The organism is Holdemanella sp. MSK.7.32, from assembly GCF_024460475.1.
Classification (GTDB): Bacteria; Bacillota_I; Bacilli_A; order Erysipelotrichales; family Erysipelotrichaceae; genus Holdemanella.
Window position 1 is genome coordinate 1 of sequence record NZ_JANFYN010000041.1, and the last position, 20,510, is coordinate 20,510.

At 36.9% G+C, this 20,510-nt stretch carries 16 protein-coding genes; 13 read left to right on the forward strand and 3 right to left on the reverse strand.

The window, feature by feature from the left end; genetic code table 11:
- Nucleotides 1-113: 113 nt before the first annotated feature.
- A complete protein-coding gene (gene cls, locus NE544_RS09305) occupies nt 114-1,649 on the forward strand; it encodes a cardiolipin synthase (RefSeq protein WP_256269141.1) in 1,536 nt (511 codons plus the stop codon).
- An 18-nt stretch (nt 1,650-1,667) separates the two neighbouring features.
- Here the strand turns inward: cls and fumC are convergent, their stop codons facing one another.
- Complete coding sequence (fumC, locus tag NE544_RS09310; protein ID WP_256269142.1) at nt 1,668-3,041, reverse strand: class II fumarate hydratase; 1,374 nt, start codon at nt 3,039-3,041, stop codon at nt 1,668-1,670.
- 101 nt (nt 3,042-3,142) lie between these two features.
- On the opposite strand from fumC, the gene pulA reads away from it, so the two are divergent.
- The 7 genes from pulA (at nt 3,143) to NE544_RS09345 (ending at nt 13,202) form a co-directional block, all read left to right on the forward strand.
- The gene (gene pulA / locus NE544_RS09315) at nt 3,143-5,251 is read left to right on the forward strand and encodes a type I pullulanase (protein WP_256269143.1); all 2,109 of its coding nucleotides are present in this window, start codon (nt 3,143-3,145) and stop codon (nt 5,249-5,251) included.
- Nucleotides 5,252-5,296: 45 nt separating this feature from the next.
- Nucleotides 5,297-6,808, forward strand: a complete 1,512-nt coding sequence (locus NE544_RS09320; protein WP_118115030.1) for an IMP dehydrogenase — start codon at nt 5,297-5,299, stop codon at nt 6,806-6,808.
- A gap of 55 nt (nt 6,809-6,863) precedes the next feature.
- Nucleotides 6,864-8,006: an anaerobic ribonucleoside-triphosphate reductase activating protein gene (locus tag NE544_RS09325; protein WP_256269144.1), complete on the forward strand. Its 1,143-nt coding sequence runs from the start codon at nt 6,864-6,866 to the stop codon at nt 8,004-8,006.
- Nucleotides 8,003-9,961 carry an anaerobic ribonucleoside-triphosphate reductase gene (nrdD, locus tag NE544_RS09330; protein ID WP_256269145.1) on the forward strand — a complete coding sequence of 653 codons (1,959 nt, stop codon included), beginning with the start codon at nt 8,003-8,005 and terminating at the stop codon, nt 9,959-9,961. The genes NE544_RS09325 and nrdD overlap by 4 nt, the downstream gene beginning before the upstream one ends.
- Before the next feature lie 11 nt (nt 9,962-9,972).
- Nucleotides 9,973-10,779, forward strand: a complete 807-nt coding sequence (gene proC, locus NE544_RS09335; RefSeq protein ID WP_256269146.1) for a pyrroline-5-carboxylate reductase — start codon at nt 9,973-9,975, stop codon at nt 10,777-10,779.
- Between the two features lie 2 nt (nt 10,780-10,781).
- Complete coding sequence (locus NE544_RS09340) at nt 10,782-12,071, forward strand: leucyl aminopeptidase family protein (protein ID WP_256269147.1); 1,290 nt, start codon at nt 10,782-10,784, stop codon at nt 12,069-12,071.
- 69 nt (nt 12,072-12,140) lie between these two features.
- Complete coding sequence (locus NE544_RS09345; protein WP_118115025.1) at nt 12,141-13,202, forward strand: branched-chain amino acid aminotransferase; 1,062 nt, start codon at nt 12,141-12,143, stop codon at nt 13,200-13,202.
- 67 nt (nt 13,203-13,269) lie between these two features.
- Here NE544_RS09345 and NE544_RS09350 read toward each other — a convergent pair whose 3' ends face one another.
- Complete coding sequence (locus tag NE544_RS09350; RefSeq protein WP_118115024.1) at nt 13,270-13,758, reverse strand: DUF1836 domain-containing protein; 489 nt, start codon at nt 13,756-13,758, stop codon at nt 13,270-13,272.
- Nucleotides 13,759-13,870: 112 nt separating this feature from the next.
- Between NE544_RS09350 and NE544_RS09355 the strand changes: the two genes are divergently transcribed.
- The gene (locus NE544_RS09355) at nt 13,871-14,716 is read left to right on the forward strand and encodes a DegV family protein (protein ID WP_256269148.1); all 846 of its coding nucleotides are present in this window, start codon (nt 13,871-13,873) and stop codon (nt 14,714-14,716) included.
- A gap of 38 nt (nt 14,717-14,754) precedes the next feature.
- Here the strand turns inward: NE544_RS09355 and NE544_RS09360 are convergent, their stop codons facing one another.
- Complete coding sequence (locus tag NE544_RS09360; RefSeq protein WP_256269149.1) at nt 14,755-16,281, reverse strand: L-lactate permease; 1,527 nt, start codon at nt 16,279-16,281, stop codon at nt 14,755-14,757.
- Between the two features lie 227 nt (nt 16,282-16,508).
- On the opposite strand from NE544_RS09360, the gene mraZ reads away from it, so the two are divergent.
- Genes mraZ through NE544_RS09380 form a run of 4 tightly spaced genes read left to right on the forward strand, consistent with a single transcriptional unit; the run spans nt 16,509 to nt 20,365 of the window.
- On the forward strand, nt 16,509-16,940 hold the full coding sequence (mraZ, locus tag NE544_RS09365; protein WP_118115021.1) for a division/cell wall cluster transcriptional repressor MraZ: 432 nt from the start codon (nt 16,509-16,511) through the stop codon (nt 16,938-16,940).
- A gap of 6 nt (nt 16,941-16,946) precedes the next feature.
- Nucleotides 16,947-17,873 carry a 16S rRNA (cytosine(1402)-N(4))-methyltransferase RsmH gene (gene rsmH, locus NE544_RS09370; protein ID WP_118115020.1) on the forward strand — a complete coding sequence of 309 codons (927 nt, stop codon included), beginning with the start codon at nt 16,947-16,949 and terminating at the stop codon, nt 17,871-17,873.
- A gap of 5 nt (nt 17,874-17,878) precedes the next feature.
- Nucleotides 17,879-18,154: a hypothetical protein gene (locus NE544_RS09375; protein WP_147346795.1), complete on the forward strand. Its 276-nt coding sequence runs from the start codon at nt 17,879-17,881 to the stop codon at nt 18,152-18,154.
- A gap of 18 nt (nt 18,155-18,172) precedes the next feature.
- Nucleotides 18,173-20,365 carry a penicillin-binding protein gene (locus NE544_RS09380; RefSeq protein ID WP_256269150.1) on the forward strand — a complete coding sequence of 731 codons (2,193 nt, stop codon included), beginning with the start codon at nt 18,173-18,175 and terminating at the stop codon, nt 20,363-20,365.
- Nucleotides 20,366-20,510: the final 145 nt, after the last annotated feature.

Genomic DNA, 20,510 nt, shown 5'->3' on the forward strand with positions numbered 1-20,510 from the left:
CGACAATAGTTGGGCTTGCCCCTGCGAAGATAGCTAGCTGCCGGGTCCTTTTTTTATACATATGTAGCGTTTGTCTGCTTTTTTTTTACGCTTTTCTAGCGTATAATACCAATATGCATAAAATTTTGAAATATTGTAAATCAAAACCTATCTATATTATCTTAGCTGTATTACTTCAATTTTTAACACTGTTCTTTTTGGTGAGCTATTTTAGTCAAAGATTCTTTATTGTTTACTATATCTTGATCATATTTAGTCTATGCGTTTGTATGCATATCATCAATCGTGATTCGGATTCTAGTTCTAAATTATTATGGGTTTTATTGATTATGTCTTTTCCAATCTTTGGTGGCATTGTTTATTTATTACTTGGAAATCGTAAGATTCCAAAGGCTTTAATGATCAAAGATAGACAGGCATATTCAGACTATAAAAAGTATGCTCTTCAAAACATTGAAATTTTAAGTGATCTTCATGAAGATGACTATGTCTTAGATAAAATGACATCCATGGCATGGACAAATGGATATTTTCCTGTTTATGACAATTGTTTGTTAACTTATTTTCCTTCTGGTGAAGAACAATATCAGGCTTTTATTCAAGAATTAATTAAAGCCGAAGATTTTATCTTTATGGAATTCTTTATTATCAATAAAGGAGTTATGTGGAATACCATTCTACAGATCTTAATGGATAAAGCCGCTATGGGCGTAGATGTTCGTGTTATTTATGATGATATGGGATCTTTGACCTATTTACCTAGAGATTATGCGAAAATGTTGAATGCGCGTGGCATTCAAACACATGCCTTTAATCCATTACGACCTCAACTGGCCATGGCAATGAACAATCGCGATCATAGGAAGATTCTAGTCATTGATGGTAAGGTGGCCTTTACAGGAGGTTGCAACATTTCCGATGAATATATCAACACGAAAAAACGTTTTGGACATTGGAAAGATATGGGTTGTATGATCAAAGGAGCTGGTGTTGAAATGTTTACCATTTCCTTCTTACAGATCTGGAACTATCAAGCCAGTGAATATACATCGTATTCGCGTTTTATTCAAAATCGTGAAGTCTTTTCATCATTAAAGAATCCTGGATATATCATTCCATTTTCGGATTCTCCAACGGATGAAAATAACACAAGTTTAAATATGCATTTGAATATGCTTGGCTGTGCCAAAGACTATTGTTGGATCACAACGCCCTATTTAATTTTGGATGCAGAAATGATTTCATCTCTAAAACTCGCTGTATCCAATGGTGTAGATGTACGAATTGTTGTTCCTGGAATTCCGGATAAAAAGATGGTGTATGAAGTCACAAAAGCCAACTTTGATACATTGATCAAAGCAGGTGTTAAAATTTACGAATATACACCTGGATTTATTCATGGCAAAGTTTGTATCGTTGATGATTCGAGTGCTTTAGTAGGCACAGTGAATATGGATTTTAGATCGTATTATCAACATTATGAATGTGGTGTATGGATGCATGAAACTACTTGTTTAACAGATATAAAAAATGACTTTGAAGAGATATTCAAAGTCTCACATGAAGTTTCATTAGAGGAATGTGTAAACACAAATCCAGCTGTGAAAGTATATCGAAATATATTAAAGGTATTTAGTCCTATCATGTAGGAATAAATACCTTTTTTTCTATTTATGAATCATTTTTTCAGGGTGCACATACAAATCGAATTCTTCACTCGTCAAATAACCCAAATCTAAAATGGCTTCTTTTAAAGTTAAGTTATTTTTGAAGGCATGTTGGCTTGCATGTCCTGCTTTTTCATAGCCAATCACTGGATTTAAACAAGTGACTAACATTAATGAGTTATGTAAGTTTTTATCCATAGTTTCTTTATTGGCCTTTAAACCATCTAAACAATGGATGGTGAATGAGTGAATCGCATCACTTAATAATTGAATGCTCTGATCCATATTATAGGCAATCAATGGCATAAAGACATTTAATTCAAAGTTTCCTTGGCTTGCCCCAATACCAATCGCCGTATCATTTCCCATGACCTGTACGGCAACCATAGTTAAGGCTTCACATTGAGTTGGATTGACTTTACCCGGCATAATACTAGATCCTGGTTCATTGCTTGGAATATCAATTTCATGAATGCCACTTCTTGGGCCACTGGCAAGCCATCTTATGTCATTCGCAATCTTCATGCAGTTAGAGGCAAGACCTTTTAAAGCTCCACTTGTATATACCATGGCATCCTTACTTGTTAGGGCATGGAATTTGTTTGGATCTGGTACAAAAGGAAGATGTGTCTTTTCAGAAATGATCTTTGTGACGACTTCATCAAAACCTTCTGGACAGTTGATTCCTGTACCTACAGCGGTTGCACCACAAGCTAGTTCATACACATATTTTAAGCTATCGATAATTTGAGCTTTACTATGCTCAATCATAGAACGGTATCCACTTAATTCTTGTGAGAAATATAATGGAGTGGCGTCTTGAAGATGAGTCCTACCAATTTTAATAATGCCTTCGTTTTCTTCTTCTAGTTTTTTGATTTGATGAATCATTAAATCCAATTGTGGAAGTAGCTCAGCATTGATTTTTTGTGCTACCATGATATGTAACGCAGCCGGAAACGTATCATTTGAACTTTGGGATGCGTTAACCGTATCGTTTGGATGGAGAATGTTTTCCTTTGCGTATTCATTTCCTAACATGGAAATGACTTCATTGGCATTCATGTTGGTTTGTGTTCCAGAACCTGTTTGCCAAACATGTAAAGGGAACTGGTCTAAATATTGTCCGTTTTCGATTCTTTGACAGATTTCGACAATGGCTTCACATTGTTTTTCAGTAATTTTATTGAAATGAAGGTTGGCCTTGGCACATGCTTCTTTCAATATCGCAAAACTATGAATCAAAGAGGCAGGCATCAATTCCTGTCCAATCTTAAAATTCTCTAGACTTCTTTGGGTTTGGGATTTCCAATATTTGTCCGCTTCGACTTTGATTTGTCCTAAGCAATCTTCTTCTATACGATATGTACTCATTTTGTTCACCTCTATGAAGTAGTTTAACATTTTTTTAAAAAATTGTCTGTATACATGTTACAATAGATACGTAAAATAAAAGGAAATGAGGAATACTACATATGCGAATGAAGGAGCCATATGAAGCTTATTTAGATGATTACAATTGTTTGGATGTTTATATGTCCAAAAATTTTTTTGGTGGAAAAAGTCGTATTTTCCATATGAAAGATACAAAGGATCGTATTATTCCGTTGACGATTCAGTCTCAAAGTGATCTATACAATGGATATACGCATTATTCATTGTCTTTAAACGGGAACTTGGAAATTGGTCAAGAATACACTGTGTATGATGAACATTGTAAGACTTGTGTTGCCAAATACTCTCATATTGTTAAAACAGAGCGCTTTGCGAAAGAGTTTATGTATGAAAAAGAGGATCTAGGAGTTACATATACACCGGAAAAGACAACCTTTAAAGTATGGGCACCCACCGCATTAGCAGTGAATGTAGGATATGTCTTAAACGGGAAAAAGATCGTTGAATCGATGTCTCGACAGGATAAAGGGGTTTTCTCGCTTACTATCAATAAAGATTTAAATGGAGTTCACTATTCTTACTTAGTACGTGTGAATGGAGAATATAAAGGGGTAACAGATCCTTATACTTGTTTTAGTGGTCCGAATGGCCAATATAGTGTGATTGTAGATCCTAAGAGTTTAAAACTTCCAAAAAAAATCAAATTGAAGCCAATGGATAGTGAATGCGATGCGATTATATATGAGGCAAGTATTCGTGATATGACAAGTCAAACTGGAATTGGTGTGAGTCATCCAAAAAAATTTGTGGGATTTACGGAAGAAAATGAAATCACAAAAGCACACAATACGGGTTTTAGTTATTTAAAATCATTAGGTGTGACACACGTACAATTGATGCCTGTATTTGACTTTGGCAGTGTGGATGAAGTGTATCCAAATATTTTCTATAACTGGGGCTATGATCCTGTACAATATCGTTGCTTGGAAGGGGCTTATTCACTAGATCCAAAGAATGCGAAGTTACGTATCGAGGAGTTTGCGAATTTGGTGCATGATTGCCACAAGGCAGGCATTCGAGTGAATTTGGATTTGGTGTTTAATCATGTGTATGTCAAAGAAAATTTTGCGTTAGAAAATATGGTGCCCGATTATTATTTCTTAATGAATCGTGAAGGTGAATTTTCGAATGGAAGTTTCTGTGGCAATGATATTGATACACAGCCATATATGGCGCGTAAATATTTTTTAGAAACTTGTAAGAAGATCATTGAGTTATTTGATGTGGATGGTTTCCGTTTTGATCTAATGGGAATTCTAGATTATAACTTAATGAATGAAATTAGTGAAGAATGTAAAAAATTGAAACCGGATTTTATGATTTATGGGGAAGGCTGGAATATGCCAAGCTTTGTGGCGGAAGAGATTCGTGCTTCGCAACTGAATCAAGCTAAGATGCCACATGTTGGTCATTTCTCGGATCGTTTCCGTGAAGTGGTTCGTGGATCGAATGATGAGCTTTCACGAAAAGGCTTTGCGTCAGGACAAGCCGATTTATTCTATCAAGTAAAATGTGTAATGGCCGCAAGCTGTATGGACCATGTGTTTGATAGTCCAGCGAAAGTCATTAACTATGTAGAGTGTCATGATAATCATACGTTGTGGGATAAAAACAGAGTATGTTGTCATGGGGAGAGCCGTGATCTAAGAGAAAAACGACAGATCATGGCCAATGCGATGGTATTACTTGCACAAGGGGTTCCATTTATTCATTGTGGTCAAGAGTTTGGTCGCACTAAACAAGGTTTAGGGAATACATACAATCGTTCGGATAACTACAATCGTGTGGATTATCAAAGAAGGGATCATCATATTGAAATTGTAGAGCGTACAAAGGAATTGATCCAGCTTCGTAAAGAACATCCTTGTTTTAGATTGAGCACGGTTGAAGACATTGAAAAAGGTGTTCAATTTGATTCGATCTATGATCAAGTCTTAGTCTATTCTTGTCAAAAAGGGGATGATCATTGTGTAGCTTTCTTTAATCCAACTAACATTCCTTATGATTATCATTTAGACCAAGAAGCTAGAGTCTTGTTTGATGATGGAAATAGTAATGCGTTAGAAACACAGGATATTCATATAGCACCATTTAGTGTCGTCGTTTGTCAATTTGGCTTGACGGCGTAGAACTCAAAACATATAATATAGGTTAAATTGAGAAGGAGATAAACAATGGCAAAATTTTTTGAAGAACCATCTAGAACGTTCAGTGAGTATTTATTGATTCCTGGTTACACAGGTCCGGATTGTACACCGGATAAGGTGAGTTTGAAAACGCCTTTAGTAAAATTCAAAAAAGGTGAAGAACCTGCACTATCTTTAAATATTCCAATGGTAAGTGCTGTAATGCAGGCTGTTAGTGGTGAAGAAATGGCTTGTGCACTTGCACGTGAGGGTGGAGTAAGTTTTATTTACGGTAGTCAAACAATCGAGTCTCAAGCCGCTATGGTTCGTAAAGTAAAATCGACTAAGGCTGGATTTGTTGGCAGCGATTCAAATATTAGCCCTGAAGCAACATTAGAGGATGTAATTGCTCTTCGTACTAAGACAGGACACTCAACAATGGCTGTTACTGACAATGGTCAAGCGGATGGTAAATTAGTAGGTATCGTAACAAGTCGTGATTATCGCGAAAGTCGTATGGATCATTCGATCTTGGTTAAGGAATTTATGACACCATTTGAAAAATTGATCGTCGGAGATGAAGATATTACATTGTCTGAGGCAAACGATTTAATCTGGGAACACAAATTAAATCAGTTGCCTATCGTTGATAAAGAACAACACTTAAAGGCATTCGTGTTCAGAAAAGACTATGAATCACACAAAGATAATCCAAATGAATTATTGGATGATAAAAAGCGCTACATTGTAGGTGCTGGTATCAATACACGTGACTATGCGACTCGTGTACCTGCTTTAGTAGAAGCTGGTGTAGATGTTTTATGTATTGATTCAAGTGAAGGATATTCTGCATGGCAAGCTGAAACAATTAAATGGATCCGTGAACACTATGGTGACAGCGTAAAAGTTGGAGCTGGTAACGTTGTAGATGGAGATGGTTTCCGTTTCTTAGCGGATGCAGGAGCTGACTTTATTAAGATTGGAATCGGTGGAGGTTCTATCTGTATCACTCGTGAACAAAAAGGTATTGGTCGTGGACAAGCTACAGCTACAATTGATGTTGCGAAAGCTCGTGATGAATACTTTGAAGAAACTGGAATCTATGTTCCAATTTGTTCAGATGGTGGTATTGTACATGATTACCACATCACATTAGCATTGGCATTTGGTGCTGACTTCGTTATGTTGGGTCGTTACTTTGCTCGTTTCAAAGAAGCTCCAAATAAGATTGTAAGTGTAAACGGAAATTACATGAAAGAGTACTGGGGTGAAGGTAGTGCTCGTGCTCGTAACTGGCAAAGATATGATGTTGGTGGAGACAAGAAAATGTCTTTCGTAGAAGGTGTTGATTCGTATGTTCCTTATGCAGGTAGCTTAAGAGACAATGTAGGTCTATCTTTATCTAAGATTCGTCATACAATGTGTAACTGTGGATGCTTAACAATACCTGAACTTCAAAAAGATGCGAAGGTTACATTAGTATCAAGTACAAGTATTGTCGAAGGTGGAGCTCACGACGTTGTAGTTCGTGATGAACATTTCGACGCAAAACCACAATAATCTCAAAAGGACTTCGGTCCTTTTTTTCTTTATGAAAATACCTTATAATACTTGTATGGAAAAACAAAATGATTTATTGATGGATTCAAGTATCCTCTATCGAAGTACACAGAAATATTATGATAAGATGCTGCAAGATTTGAATTTGAGTTATGCCCAGCTTCCCATCTTGATTGAAATCTATGAGAATGAAGGTATTTCCCTCCAACAAATTGTACAGGTTGGTGGATATGACAAGGGTACGGTCACAAAAAATGTTCAAAAATTGAATACTTTGGGTTATGTTTCCATCTTAACAAGTGCCAAAGATAAGCGTGTTAAAGAATTATATACGACGGCACTCACCAAAAAACATATATCTGAAATCTATGGGATTCGTAGAGACTGGTGGCATCACATTACACAAGATTTAACGGCAGAGCAGATTGAAGTTTTTTCTACGTTTTATCAGACTTTATCCAATCATGCCAGAAGCTATGCGGATTTGGAGCAGACCAATCTGCAGTTTTATAAATTAAAAAAATTATCTTTATCGGATTATGATTCACATTTGAGCTGTTCTTTATATACAGGGGGATGTAATTTAAAGTGTCCGTATTGTCATTCAAGAGATTTGGTGTATTTAAAAGAAAACATGTATCCGATCGTTACGGAAAAAATCAATGAATATTTAGAGAGTCATCGCAAAGATTTAGATGGCATTTATATATCGGGAGGAGAGCCTTTGATGCATGAGGGGGTTGTTTCCTTTCTACAGTATGCCAAGACTTTAAACTATAAAATTAAAATTCATACGAATGGTATGTTCTATGAACGTTTAAAAACAATCCTTGCACAAAAATTGGTAGATCATGTCAGTCTAGATATCAAAAATGCGCCGAGTGCCTATGCGAAAACGTGTGGGGTTGAGGATATGGATCTAAAGGATATTGAGAAGTCTTTAGATTTGTTGAAGCAATCGGCTGTACCATATGACATTTGTGTAACTTTGGTGGATGAATTGCATAATCAAGCAACGATAGAAGAATTAGGACAATGGATCCAAGGCGTGGATACAGTGATTTTACAGCCTTTTGAAGATAGTGAAACGACCATTGATCATTCGTTGCATCGTCCTAGTTTTGAAGTTGTTTTAAAATATAAAAAGATATTCGAAAAATATGTTAAACATGTAAAGATAAGGGGGGATCAAGCATGATCGAAGTCGAAAAAAGAGATGGGTCCATAGTTGGTTTTGATCCGTCAAAAATCTTTTCGGCCATATCCAAAGCGTTTGATTCTTTACATATGGAAAAAGACGATGCGATTATCAACTTACTGGTACTTAGAGCCACGGCTGATTTTCAAACGAAGATCAAAGACAATCGCATTAGTGTAGAAATGATTCAGGATAGTGTTGAAAAAACGTTATCAGAATCTGGCTATTATCCGGTCGCAAAGACATATATTTTATATCGTAAACAAAGAGAAAATGTACGTAAGATTCAATCGACGGCCAATGAATATATTCATTTAGTCAATTCGTATTTACACGATAATATTTCTTTGGAAGATGAAAACTCCATGGCAACGTATTCTGTGGGTGGTTTGATTTTATCCAATTCAGGTATGATCACTTCGAATTATTGGTTAAGTGAAGTGTATGATGCCCAAATTACCAACGCACATAAAAATGGGGATCTATATATTCATAATATCAACATGTTGACAGGATGCAGTGCAGGCTGGTCTTTAGAAGATCTCATTTTAAAAGGACTTCCTTCTGTGAATAAGATGATTTCATCCCTTCCTGCCAAGCATTTATCGACGTTATGTAACCAGATGGTCAACTTTCTAGGAATCATGCAGAATGAATGGGCCAGTGCCCAATCCTTAGCACATTTTGATACGTTACTCGTACCTTTTATTCATCAGGACAAGCTATCTGTCAAGATGGTCAGTGATTGTCTAGAAAGCTTTATATATGGGATAAATATTCCTTCAAGGTGGGGTACCCAAGCTCCTTTTAGTCAGATTACTTTGGATTGGAATATTCCGCAAGAATTTATAAACAAAAAGGCAATTGTAGCCGGGTGTGAATGTGATTTTACATATGGAGATTGTCAAAAGGAAATGAAGATTCTTCATGATGCCTTATTTGAAGTTATCAATAAGGGAGATATTTCAGGTCGTGGTTTTCAATTTCCAATTATTGCCCTTTACTTAAATCCAGATTTTGATTGGATGCACGAAGAAGAGTTGTTTAAGGCTTGTGCCAAATATGGAACGCCTTATTTTTTGACAAAAGAAAAACAAGATGTGGAAGGATATTTTGGCTATAAACCTTTATGTGGAAGTATGGGGGTTGTGACATTAAACATAGTGCGCTTAGCGTATCTTTCAAGTAGTAAGGAAGATTTCTTTAAGCGTTTAGATAATTTAAGTGATGTGGCCCTTCGTTCTTTTGAAGTCAAGCGACAAGTGTTAAATCAATTGTTGGAGGCCGGCTTATATCCATATACCAAGGCCTATATATCGGATTTTAATGATTACTATGGTACTTTAGGTATTGTGGGTATGAATGAGGCTTGTTTGAATGCAAAATGGTTAAAGAAGGATTTGATGGATCCAAATGCACAAGCATTTTCCATGGAAGTGTTAGAGTTTTTAAATCACAAACTTTTAAATCAAAGTCAAAAAGTTAATTTAGAGGCTACACCGGCAGAAAGTGTATGTACGCATTTTGCCCAAATTGATAAGGAATTGTATCCAGAAATTCAAAGTCATGGATATTATACGAATTCAACGCATTTAGACGTCGCCAGTACGGATGATGTCTTTGAAGCTTTACATATACAACAAGATTTTCAAAATCAATATAGTGGAGCCACTTCATTTCCAGTCTTCATTGATCATGGGATAGCGGACTGGAAAATGGTTGCCCTACTTGTGAAGACCATTTATGAAAATTACGATGTGCCTGTATTCACAATTACGCCAACATATTCGGTTTGCGAAGAACATGGCTATCTATTGGGTCATCAAGATATTTGTCCGAAATGTTCGAAATCAACCGAGATCTATTCTCGTGTTTCAGGATATTATCGAAACTTAGAGGATTGGAATGAGGGCAAACAAAAAGAGTTTTCAAGAAGAAAGACATATTCGATTTAAGGAGGGGGATTATGCGAGAAACAATCGGTTTTATCGGGGCTGGAAACATGGGTAAAGCCATGATTGAAGGAATCTGTCAGAACCATGTATTTAATACAGTTTGGGTGTGTGATCATCACCAGGAAAATTTAGATGTACTACATGAAAAGTATGGAGTCGAAACGAGTTTAGATGAAAAAACAGTAGCACAAAATAGTGATGTATTGGTGTTGAGTGTGAAGCCGAAGCATTATCCAAAGTTGATTGAAACAATCAAGGACAGTGTCAAATCCGATGTGATTATTGTGGATATTGCGGCAGGTGTAACTATTTTAGATGTGAAGACATACTTTGGCAAAGATATAAAGGTGATTAAGGCGATGCCGAATACGCCCGCATTGGTATTATCTGCGATGAGTGCCATTTCGTTTGATGATTTGGTTACTGAAGAAGATAAAGTTTGTGTTCAGTCTATCTTTAATAGTTTTGGCAAATGCGAAGTGGTTGAAGAAACCATGATGGATGCCGTGACCAGTGTGAGTGGTTCAAGTCCTGCTTATGTCTTTATGTTTATTGAAGCGATGGCAGATGCAGCTGTAGCGCAAGGATTGCCTCGAAAACAAGCTTATACATTTGCGGCACAAGCCGTTTTGGGAAGTGCAAAGATGGTCTTAGAAACAGGTATGCATCCAGGTACCTTAAAAGATATGGTTTGTTCACCTGGTGGAACAACGATTGATGCAGTTTGTGAACTTGAAAGAACAGGCTTTAGAGCGAGTGTTGAATCGGCTATGCGTATTTGTGGTGATAAATCAAAGAAAATGACGGAGGGAAAATAGATATGAAAAATATTTGTATCGGATTGTTTGAAGGAGAGACTTTACCGGAAAGTTTAGCGGCTTTTAAAGATGTAAAATTGGATTTAGAATTTGGTAAGGTGACTACAATCTATACTTTACATCAATTGGATTGTGAAAAAATCGTAGTCGTTGGTTTAGGTGATGGTAAAAAGAATATCAAGGAAGCTTTTAGTAAAGTAGAGGCGGATGACTATTTAGTATATGTCAATGAAAACACGGCGTATGCGGCTGGTTTTGGACTTGTATATGGTGCGTATAGTTATAAAGAGATGAAGGTGTATGATTTAGAGAGCGATGGTTTTAAAGATGAATTTGAAAAAGGTAAAACAGTAGCTCGTATTGTAAATCATGCGCGTGAAATGAGTGATATGCCCGCAAACTTTTTAACACCAGATCATTTGGTGGATGAAGCGAAGATGGTGGCTGAAAAGTATGATATGGAAATTGAAGTATTAGCACAAGACGATTTAGAAGAAATTGGTGCCGGTGCTCTTTTAGCTGTCAATCAAGGTTCCGACAGACCATGTTTTATGGTGGTTATTCGTTATGATGGCGGTAAGGAAGACGAAGACTATACAGCTCTTGTTGGTAAGGGCCTTACATATGATGCGGGTGGCTACAATATCAAGTCCAATATGCATGGTATGAAGTATGATATGTGTGGGGCTGCCAATATGCTTTGTGCTTTAGAATTAGTAGCTGAATTAAAAATAGAAAAGAATATTGTGTGTGTTTTACCAATTACTGAAAATAAAATCAATGGTCATGGCTTTGTGGATGGGGATGTGATCACAAGTTTGAGTGGTAAAACGATTGAAGTCACAAATACCGATGCCGAAGGAAGATTAATTTTGGCGGATGCCTTGACAATGGCTCAAAAATTAGGAGCTACACGCGTCATTGATATGGCAACTTTAACGGGTGCTTGTGTTCGTGCTTTAGGTAGTACATATACTGGAATCTTTAGTAATGATGATAGTTTCTATTTGCCTTTCTTGGGTGCTTCAAAAGCTACAAAAGAACAGATTTGGCGTTTACCTGTAGATGAATATTTCCATTCGGAATTAAAGTGTTCTAAGGTAGCGGATATTATCAACTCAAAGACTTTGGGTGGAAATGCAAGCTTGGCTGCGGCTTTCTTAGAAGAATTTATTGAGGAAGGCACTCAGTGGATTCACTTGGACATTGCAGGAACGAGCGATAAGGATGAAGTGGCTACAGGTGTTATGATTGAGACAATTGTTCATTTTCTTGAAAATGAATGTAAATAAAATGTAACATATTGAAATAACTTACAGAACGTGGTATTATCATACGTGTTTAGAAAAGAGGACAAATTTATGGAAGTACAATTTGTAGAAAGTAAAAACTTAAAAGAAAAACCGACTGGAGCTTTAGGCTTTGGTAAATATTACACAGACTATATGTTTGTGATGGATTGGGATGCTGGTCAAGAATGGCATGATGCCAGAGTCGTACCTTATGGACCATTAGAATTTGATCCAGCAAGTATGGTATTGCACTATGCACAAGAAACATTTGAAGGTATGAAGGCGTATCGTACTAAGGATGGTAAGGTTCAATTGTTTAGACCTGAAATGAATGCGAAGCGTTTTGCGAACTCCAATAAACGTTTGAGTATGCCAACTTTACCTGTAGATATGTTTGTAGATGCTGTAAAAACAATTGTAAAATATTCAGAAGACTGGATTCCAACAGGTGAGGGTGAATCTTTATATATTCGTCCATTTATGTTTGCGACTGAAGCTGCGATTGGTGTACATGCGGCAAGTCATTATAAATTTATGATTATCTGTTCGCCTGTTGGTGCTTATTATGCAGAAGGCGTGAACCCAGTTAAAATCTATGTTGAAGATGAATATGTTCGTGCTACTAAAGGTGGTACTGGATTTACAAAATGTGGTGGAAACTATGCAGGTAGTTTAGCTGCTCAGGTAAAAGCTGAAGAATTGGGTTATTCTCAAGTTTTATGGTTGGATGGAGTTCACCGTAAATACATTGAAGAAGTTGGTTCAATGAACGTTATGTTTGAAATTGATAATAAGATTGTGACAGCTCCATGTGAAGGTACAGTACTTCCTGGTGTTACTCGTGATTCTATTTTACATATCTTGAAAGACTGGGGATATGAAATCGAAGAAAGACATTTGTCTGTGGATGAATTGATGGAAGCAGGTCACAATGGTAAGCTACAAGAAGCTTGGGGAACAGGTACAGCTGCCGTAATTAGTCCAATTGGAGAGTTGTACTACAAGGGTGATAAAGTTACTGTTTCTGATTTTAAAACGGGTGAATTAACACAAAAGTTATATGATACATTAACAGGTATTCAATGGGGTACAATTGCAGATCCTTATGGATGGACTGTTGTAGTTGACTAATAAAAGGAAGGTGTACGATGTACATCTTCCTTTTTGCGTGTATAAATAAAGTAGAGATGGTCTTTATCTACTTTGTTTCATAGCTTTTAAGTGTGTATTCAGTATGCATCTTATAGATGATGCATTGAATGACATTATCCATTAATTCTTGTTCTGAATTGGCGTTTTCAAATAGGATTGTATTTCGGTTGTTTTTAAAAACGTCATTTAATGAATCTTCAAACCTGGATATAAATAAGTCATAGGCTTGTTCGATGGTTGAATCTTTCATATTAGTGTAAATATGAAGTAAAGATGTGATTTGTTGCATGGAATAACATCTTTTTAGGATGGTTAAAACTAAAAAGTAGGCTAAATGACTTTTTGTGTAGTGTTTTTTGACGGGTGGATGGACAATACCGGTTTTGACATAGTTGTTGATCATGGCTTTGGTGATGAACTTTTCATCATAGAAATAAGTATCTTTTAATTTCTCATTGATGTAGGTGATCACTTGGTCCATATATAGGTCAATTTCGGGTAGTTCGGTCCACTTTGGAAATGTATAATTTTTCATGATTTGATTGTAACATAAAATAAATTGTTACACAATCTAGAAATTAATACTAGATGTATTGACTTCTTGTGACATCTATATTATTGTTTATCTAAAGAGAGGTAAAAAAAGAATGATTCATATTATTTCTGATTCATCGACATTGTATTCGATTGAATCGGCAAAGAAAAAAGGGTTGTCGATTGTTCCTTTGAATATTTCTGTGGATTCACAAACATATCGAGATTTTGAGGATATCACAAGTACACAATTATTAACAATGATTGAAGAGCACAAGATTCCTAAAACTTCACAGCCAAGTCTTGGAGAAAAGATTGATTTATATAATAAACTTTCTAAGGATGGTGATGAAGTGATTGATATTGCGATGGCTTCTGGTTTAAGTGGAACGTACCAGACGGCTATGATGGCAAAGGATTCTTGTGACAATCCCGACTTAGTACATGTCGTAGATTCGCAGACGTTGTGTGGGCCACATCGTTTGATGGTGGATACGGCTTTAGAAATGGCAAATAATGGGGCAAGTGCCAAGGACATCGTAAAGATGATCGTACAAAGTCGTATGCAGGAAGAGTCGTATTTGGTTCCTGTTGATTTTCAATTCTTAGTTCGTGGTGGAAGAATCAAAGGGTTAGCTGCTACATTGGGTGGTGCATTAAAATTGATTCCAATTTTGAAAAAAGGCGTTGATGGCATAGGCTTAGATAAGTTTGGCGTGAGTCGTACGTATAAAAAGGCTGTCAATATGGTGGTTGAAGATTTTAAAAATAATGGTTTTGATTCCAATTATACATTTTATATTTCACATGCCTTTAATGAAGATTTGGCAATGATGTTTGAAAAGAAAATCAACGAAACATTTGAAGGTGTAAAAGTTGTGATTTATCCTTTATCTCCTGCATTTATTACGCAGGGTGGACCTGGATGCGTTGCCGTACAGGCAATTAAAATGGCTTAGGAAATTTTCCTAAGCCATATTTTTTTTCATTTCTTACCTTAGAATACCATTTGACCAAAGTAAGCCACAAAACTCATGATGATGATAAAACCAACACCATAAGGTAAGATCATGGATAATAATTTAGAATCTTGACCTTGTCCATCGACACTGCTTAATGCGATGGCGATAGATTGTGGTGACAACATTTTACCGGCTGCCACACCCAAAGAGTTTAGTGCGACAATCCAATATGGATTGGCATTCAAGCTTTGGGCTGCGCTTTCTTGTACGGCACCAAATAATACGCCTGAACTTGTACCTGAACCCGTCACAAATGTTCCTAGACAGCCGATCCATGGGGCAAAGAATGGATAGAAGCTTCCTGTAACCGCAATGGCGAAAGATGCGATACTCGCAATCATACCTGCATATCCCATGATTTTAGCACATCCAAGTACACATAGCATGGTAATAATGGTTTGCGACATCTGTTTGATTGTGGCAATAAATACAACTTTGAAATCTCTAAATGTAGCTTTTTGAATTAAACCACCCAAAATAGCTGATAAGAAGATCAATACACCTGGTGTGTTGATCCAAGTAAATGTCATTGTGCTAGGATTGTCTCCTGTATAAATAATGGCGGTTGATGCGAATTGTGACAAGTATGTATGGATTGGAGCTACTAATTTTGAAGTCGATAATAAGAAGATAAAAATAAAGATAAAAGGTGACCAGGCCGTTAATGCCTTTTTAACCGTAATTTTTTCGTGTGCTTCTAACTTCATTTCGTATTCAGAATTTGGTTTTATCTTAGACCCCAAAAGAATGGTACATAATAATGAACAAACGCTTCCTACCACAACACATAATTCGGAACCTACAAATTTTGCAACGATCATTTGTGGAATCAAGAAGCTTAATCCAGAAACGAAAGTAAGTGCTGTTACGCCTTTTAATGCTTTAAATCCTTTTCCTGTGACCATAACGATCAAGAATGGACATAATAACATAAATGGAGCTAATTGAAGGGTTTGTGTAAATGCAAGCTGAGCATTTTCAAGACCAACTAAATTAGCCAAAGTGACCGTTGGAATACCAATGGAACCAAATGGAGTGGGAACTCCGTTGGCAATTAAACAAACTAAACAAGAGAATAAAGGATCAAAGCCTAAAGCTACAAGCATACTTGCAGGAATGGCAATGGCAGTACCAAAGCCGGCCATACCTTCCATAAATCCACCAAAGCACCATGCGACAAGTAAGACAAGAATTCGTTTGTCGCTTGAAACGCTAGTAATCATTTGTTTAATGATTTCCATACCACGTGTGCGTAGTGATAGGTTATAAGTAAATACGGCAGCAATAATCACAACAATAATAGGCCATAGTGCCATTAAGAAGCCTTCACAAGCAGCCGTCATTGTATTTAGAAAACTTTGTTGCCAGATTGCAACGGATAATAGTACAGAAATAATTAAAGAACCAAAGGCAGCTTTATATGTGGGCCATCCAAGTACGGTTAGCGCAAATATTAGCCACAAAATGGGACAAAGCCCCAAAATAAAATATAGAAAACTCATATCATCTCTCCCTTATGTGTGTTGATTATATCAAAGTGAGATAGTTTGTCAAAACAAAAACGCTAAAAATAGGCATGTAAGCGTATGCAAGTAACGATTGTGGGTTATATTTGTGGTCAACAAAAAATTCAAAACAATTTCGATTATTTTATGGCGTTTTTAGGTTAAATGATGTATTATAGTGGTACAAAGTAGCATATTGTGTCATAGAGTGGGGGTGAAGACACATGTTCATGGGGGAATACGCGCATAACATAGATCGTAAGGGGCGATTGATTATGCCAGCTAAGTTTCGTGAGGAACTAGGTGAACATGTTGTCGTAAACCGAGGACTTGATGGATGCCTGTATGTATATACGGTAGAGCAGTGGCAGCAAGTGTATCAAAAGCTATCAACTTTGCCTTCGACAAATAAAGACGCACGTATGTATCAGCGTATGATGTTGTCAAAAGCAGCAGAATGTGAAATGGATAGTCAGGGTCGAATTTTAATTCCATCCTCTTTAATCGCCTTGGCTGGACTTGAAAAAGAATGTTTGATTATAGGTGTTGCGAACCATTTGGAAATTTGGTCTAAAGATCGTTGGGAAGCTTTGGAAGAAGAGCAAAGTGCATCTTTTGAAGAAGCAGCGGAACACTTATCAGAAATTATGGGGTAGTAATGAATGGAACATATTAGTGTATTATTGAATGAATCGATTGACATGCTACAAATAAAAGAAGATGGGATCTATGTAGATTGCACTCTAGGTCGAGGGGGGCATAGTAGTGAAATCTTGAAACGTTTAACAAGCGGACATTTATATGCGTTTGATTGTGATCAAAATGCGATTGATGAAAGTACACCTCGTTTGCAAGCAATAGGGGATAATTTCACTTTGATTCATTCTCCATTTGAGAATTTAAAGAGTGAACTTGCCAAGCGTGGTGTTGATTTCGTTGATGGAATCTTTATGGATCTGGGTGTATCGAGTCCACAATTTGATGATGGCCAAAGGGGGTTTAGCTATCGTTTGAATGCGCGTCTAGATATGCGTATGGATCAGTCACAAGAATTAGATGCCTATGCAGTAGTAAATACGTATGACAAAGAGGATTTGATTCGTATTTTAAAACGTTATGGTGAAGAGCCATTTGCGGTAAAGATTGCCAATAAAATCTGTAGTGCTCGAGAAAATGCACCAATTGAAACTACATTTGAATTGGTGGATGTGATCAAATCAGCCCTTCCAGCTGCGGTATTAAGAAAGAAGGGGCATCCGGCAAAGCAGACGTTTCAGGCAATTCGTATTGAAGTAAATCATGAATTAGAGCAGTTAGAAACCGTATTGCATGATGGCTTAACTTTATTGAAGCCACATGGAATTATGGCGGTAATCACATTTCATTCTTTAGAGGATCGAATTGTGAAAGAGATTTTTAAAGAGGTGGCCGTTGCCAAAAAGGTAAATAAGCGGTTGCCACAAGTGGGGACAGAAAATTTAGAATATCAGCTGGTGAATCGAAAACCGGTTTTAGCAAGTAGTGAAGAATTAGAGAATAATAATCGTGCACACAGTGCCAAACTAAGAGGGATAGAGAAGAAAGGATGATGCATATGCAAAGAAGTTTTAGATTAACAAGAGTACTTGTTTTAACTTTATTTGTGTTGTCTGCGGTCTTCTACTTCGTATCAAAAACATATGTAAATTCAATGAATATTTCGCTTTCTGTAGAAGAGTCGCAATTGAGTGATGAAATTGCACAGAAAGAACAAACTGTTGAAGAGCTCCAGAATGAAGTCAATACATTACAGGAAAAGGGCAGACTGTTAGGTATGCTTGACAATCAGGTCTCTGATCATGAAAATAATATATATGTAATGAATGACTAGATGGAGTGGTGATGTATAATGTCAGTTCGCAAAAGTAATAGAGAACTGTTAAAAATGATTAGTCGAATGACATTAATTGGAACATTAGTAGTAGCTAATGTTCTTTTCACTATGGTGAGCCATAAGCATATATGGTCCCAAAAAAGTGCGTTGGATCCAAGAATTGCGTCAAGTATTGTGGAAAAAGCAGTTACAGCTAAGCGTGGAACAATCTATGATCGAAATCATACGGTGATAGCCCAACAAACACAGGCATATACAATCGTTGCCTATTTGGATAAGGGGGTTGTGGATGTCAATGGGAATCCCAATTATGTCAAGAATATTTCATCAACAGCTAAAAAACTAAAGAGTGTTTTGGGTGAGGATGTCAATGAAAAGTCGTTAGTCAAAATTATGAAGTCGGCTAAAAAGGCGGGTAAGTCGCAGACAGAACTTGGTTCGGGGACGAAGCGTATTAAAAAGTCGTTGATGAAAGAAATCAAAAAATTAAAGATTCCTGGTATTGGCTTTATTGATGCGGTATCTCGTTATTATCCGGCTACGCCATATTCTTCAAATTTAATTGGGTTTGCGGCGTATGATGAAGATAAACAATCGATTGAGGGTAAGCTAGGTTTAGAACTTTCTTTAAATGCGTTATTAAAGGGAAAAAACGGAAAAGAACAATATCAACAGACAGTGGATGGATCGAAGCTTCCGGGTACGACAAAAGTGATTGAACAAGCGAAGAATGGTAAGGATGTCGTTTTGACTTTAGATTCGGAATTGCAGTCAACCGTAGAAACGCAATTGCGCTCGACTATGGAAAATGAGAATGCCAAATCGGCATGGTGCATTGTGATGGAAGTGGATACGGGTAAAGTCTTGGCTTGGGCAAGTTATCCTACGTTTGATCAAAATGAACATAAGGAAATTCCAAGCTATCAAGATGCGATTAGTACGAGTACGTATGAGCCTGGATCTGTTATGAAACCATTTACGTATGCGACAGCCATCGATACCAATGTGTATCCATACAATAAGACGTATGTGTCATATCAATTCTGGTATGATTATGATGTAAATACAGGTAAGATTACGCGTTTGCCTATTGGAACCAATTCACCATATCCATATATTGCGGATGCCTTGGATGAAAACTTTGGTACGATTTCGTTTGATCAAGGTTTAGCGTATTCGAGTAACGTAGCCATTTGTGAGTTATTGGCTAATTATATTAATTATTCGCAATACAGTAAGTATTTGGATGCGTTTGGCTTCTTTCAAAAAGTGGATACACCCTATGTGGATCAGTCTTTGGGAGTTAAAAATATTGGTCTTCCTACAGATTACTTGTCGACTGGATTTGGACAGGCAAGTTCAATTACGGTGTTGCAGTTGTGCCAAGCCTATACAGCTATTTTTAATGATGGAACGATGGTACGTCCGTATGTGATTGATTCGATTGTGGATAGTGATACGGGTAAAGTGGAGAAGAAGTATAAGAAAAAAGCTGTGGGTACACCGATTTCTAGTACAACCGCAAAAGAAGTGCAGGAATTGATGTCGCATGTTACAGATGATGGGGCGAGTGGTGCGCGCTTTAAAGTGGATGGTGTGGATCTTTTGATGAAAACAGGTACAGGTCAAATCTATAATACGGATTTGGGTAAGTATGATTCGGATTATCATACTTCAAGTATTATGGCGGCAGCGCCAGCCAATGATCCAAAGATTATGGTGTATTATGGCTTGGTTTCGCCAAACATTACATCGTATTCGGCAGAACCCTTTAAAAAGATTGTGCGGGATACGTTGCAGACATGTGGTATTTCAACAACACCAACAAATGATACACAAGAGTCGTATGAGGCTTGGGAAAGTTATGAAATGCCTAGTTTAGTGAATCATACGATTGATTATGCGCATGAGAAGATGAAAGATAAAAAGGTACATTTAGAAGTGATTGGGGATGGTTCAAGTGTGATTGAACAATATCCTGATGCATCGGTAACTATCAATTCGAATGATCGTGTCTTTGTGTTGACCAATGGAAATAAGATTACAATGCCAAATATGTCGGGTTGGACAAGGAAGGATTTAACGGTTTTCTGGCAACTTACGGGCATTAGTATTAAGACGAGTGGTTATGGTAAGGTAACAAGTCAAAATGTAGAAGAGGGGACAACAATTTCTACGGACACAAAAATTGAGGTAAATTTAGAGTAAAAGAGCGAAAGCTCTTTTTCTTTGGCATACAAAAAATGGTGGATTTGGTTTTCAAGTTGACAAAAGTCATTTGTGTTGGGTAAAATTAGTTCCCGTTTTCGACAGTTATATAACGCAACAATGAGCGTAAACCTTTAGTTCAAAG

What these genes read in the sequence shown, in the direction of transcription:
- cls (WP_256269141.1), top strand. Translation starts at nt 114, where the DNA reads ATGCATAAAATTTTGAAATATTGTAAATCAAAACCTATCTATATTATC.
- fumC (WP_256269142.1), bottom strand. Translation starts at nt 3,041, where the DNA reads ATGAGTACATATCGTATAGAAGAAGATTGCTTAGGACAAATCAAAGTC.
- pulA (WP_256269143.1), top strand. Translation starts at nt 3,143, where the DNA reads ATGCGAATGAAGGAGCCATATGAAGCTTATTTAGATGATTACAATTGT.
- NE544_RS09320 (WP_118115030.1), top strand. Translation starts at nt 5,297, where the DNA reads ATGGCAAAATTTTTTGAAGAACCATCTAGAACGTTCAGTGAGTATTTA.
- NE544_RS09325 (WP_256269144.1), top strand. Translation starts at nt 6,864, where the DNA reads ATGGAAAAACAAAATGATTTATTGATGGATTCAAGTATCCTCTATCGA.
- nrdD (WP_256269145.1), top strand. Translation starts at nt 8,003, where the DNA reads ATGATCGAAGTCGAAAAAAGAGATGGGTCCATAGTTGGTTTTGATCCG.
- proC (WP_256269146.1), top strand. Translation starts at nt 9,973, where the DNA reads ATGCGAGAAACAATCGGTTTTATCGGGGCTGGAAACATGGGTAAAGCC.
- NE544_RS09340 (WP_256269147.1), top strand. Translation starts at nt 10,782, where the DNA reads ATGAAAAATATTTGTATCGGATTGTTTGAAGGAGAGACTTTACCGGAA.
- NE544_RS09345 (WP_118115025.1), top strand. Translation starts at nt 12,141, where the DNA reads ATGGAAGTACAATTTGTAGAAAGTAAAAACTTAAAAGAAAAACCGACT.
- NE544_RS09350 (WP_118115024.1), bottom strand. Translation starts at nt 13,758, where the DNA reads ATGAAAAATTATACATTTCCAAAGTGGACCGAACTACCCGAAATTGAC.
- NE544_RS09355 (WP_256269148.1), top strand. Translation starts at nt 13,871, where the DNA reads ATGATTCATATTATTTCTGATTCATCGACATTGTATTCGATTGAATCG.
- NE544_RS09360 (WP_256269149.1), bottom strand. Translation starts at nt 16,281, where the DNA reads ATGAGTTTTCTATATTTTATTTTGGGGCTTTGTCCCATTTTGTGGCTA.
- mraZ (WP_118115021.1), top strand. Translation starts at nt 16,509, where the DNA reads ATGTTCATGGGGGAATACGCGCATAACATAGATCGTAAGGGGCGATTG.
- rsmH (WP_118115020.1), top strand. Translation starts at nt 16,947, where the DNA reads ATGGAACATATTAGTGTATTATTGAATGAATCGATTGACATGCTACAA.
- NE544_RS09375 (WP_147346795.1), top strand. Translation starts at nt 17,879, where the DNA reads ATGCAAAGAAGTTTTAGATTAACAAGAGTACTTGTTTTAACTTTATTT.
- NE544_RS09380 (WP_256269150.1), top strand. Translation starts at nt 18,173, where the DNA reads ATGTCAGTTCGCAAAAGTAATAGAGAACTGTTAAAAATGATTAGTCGA.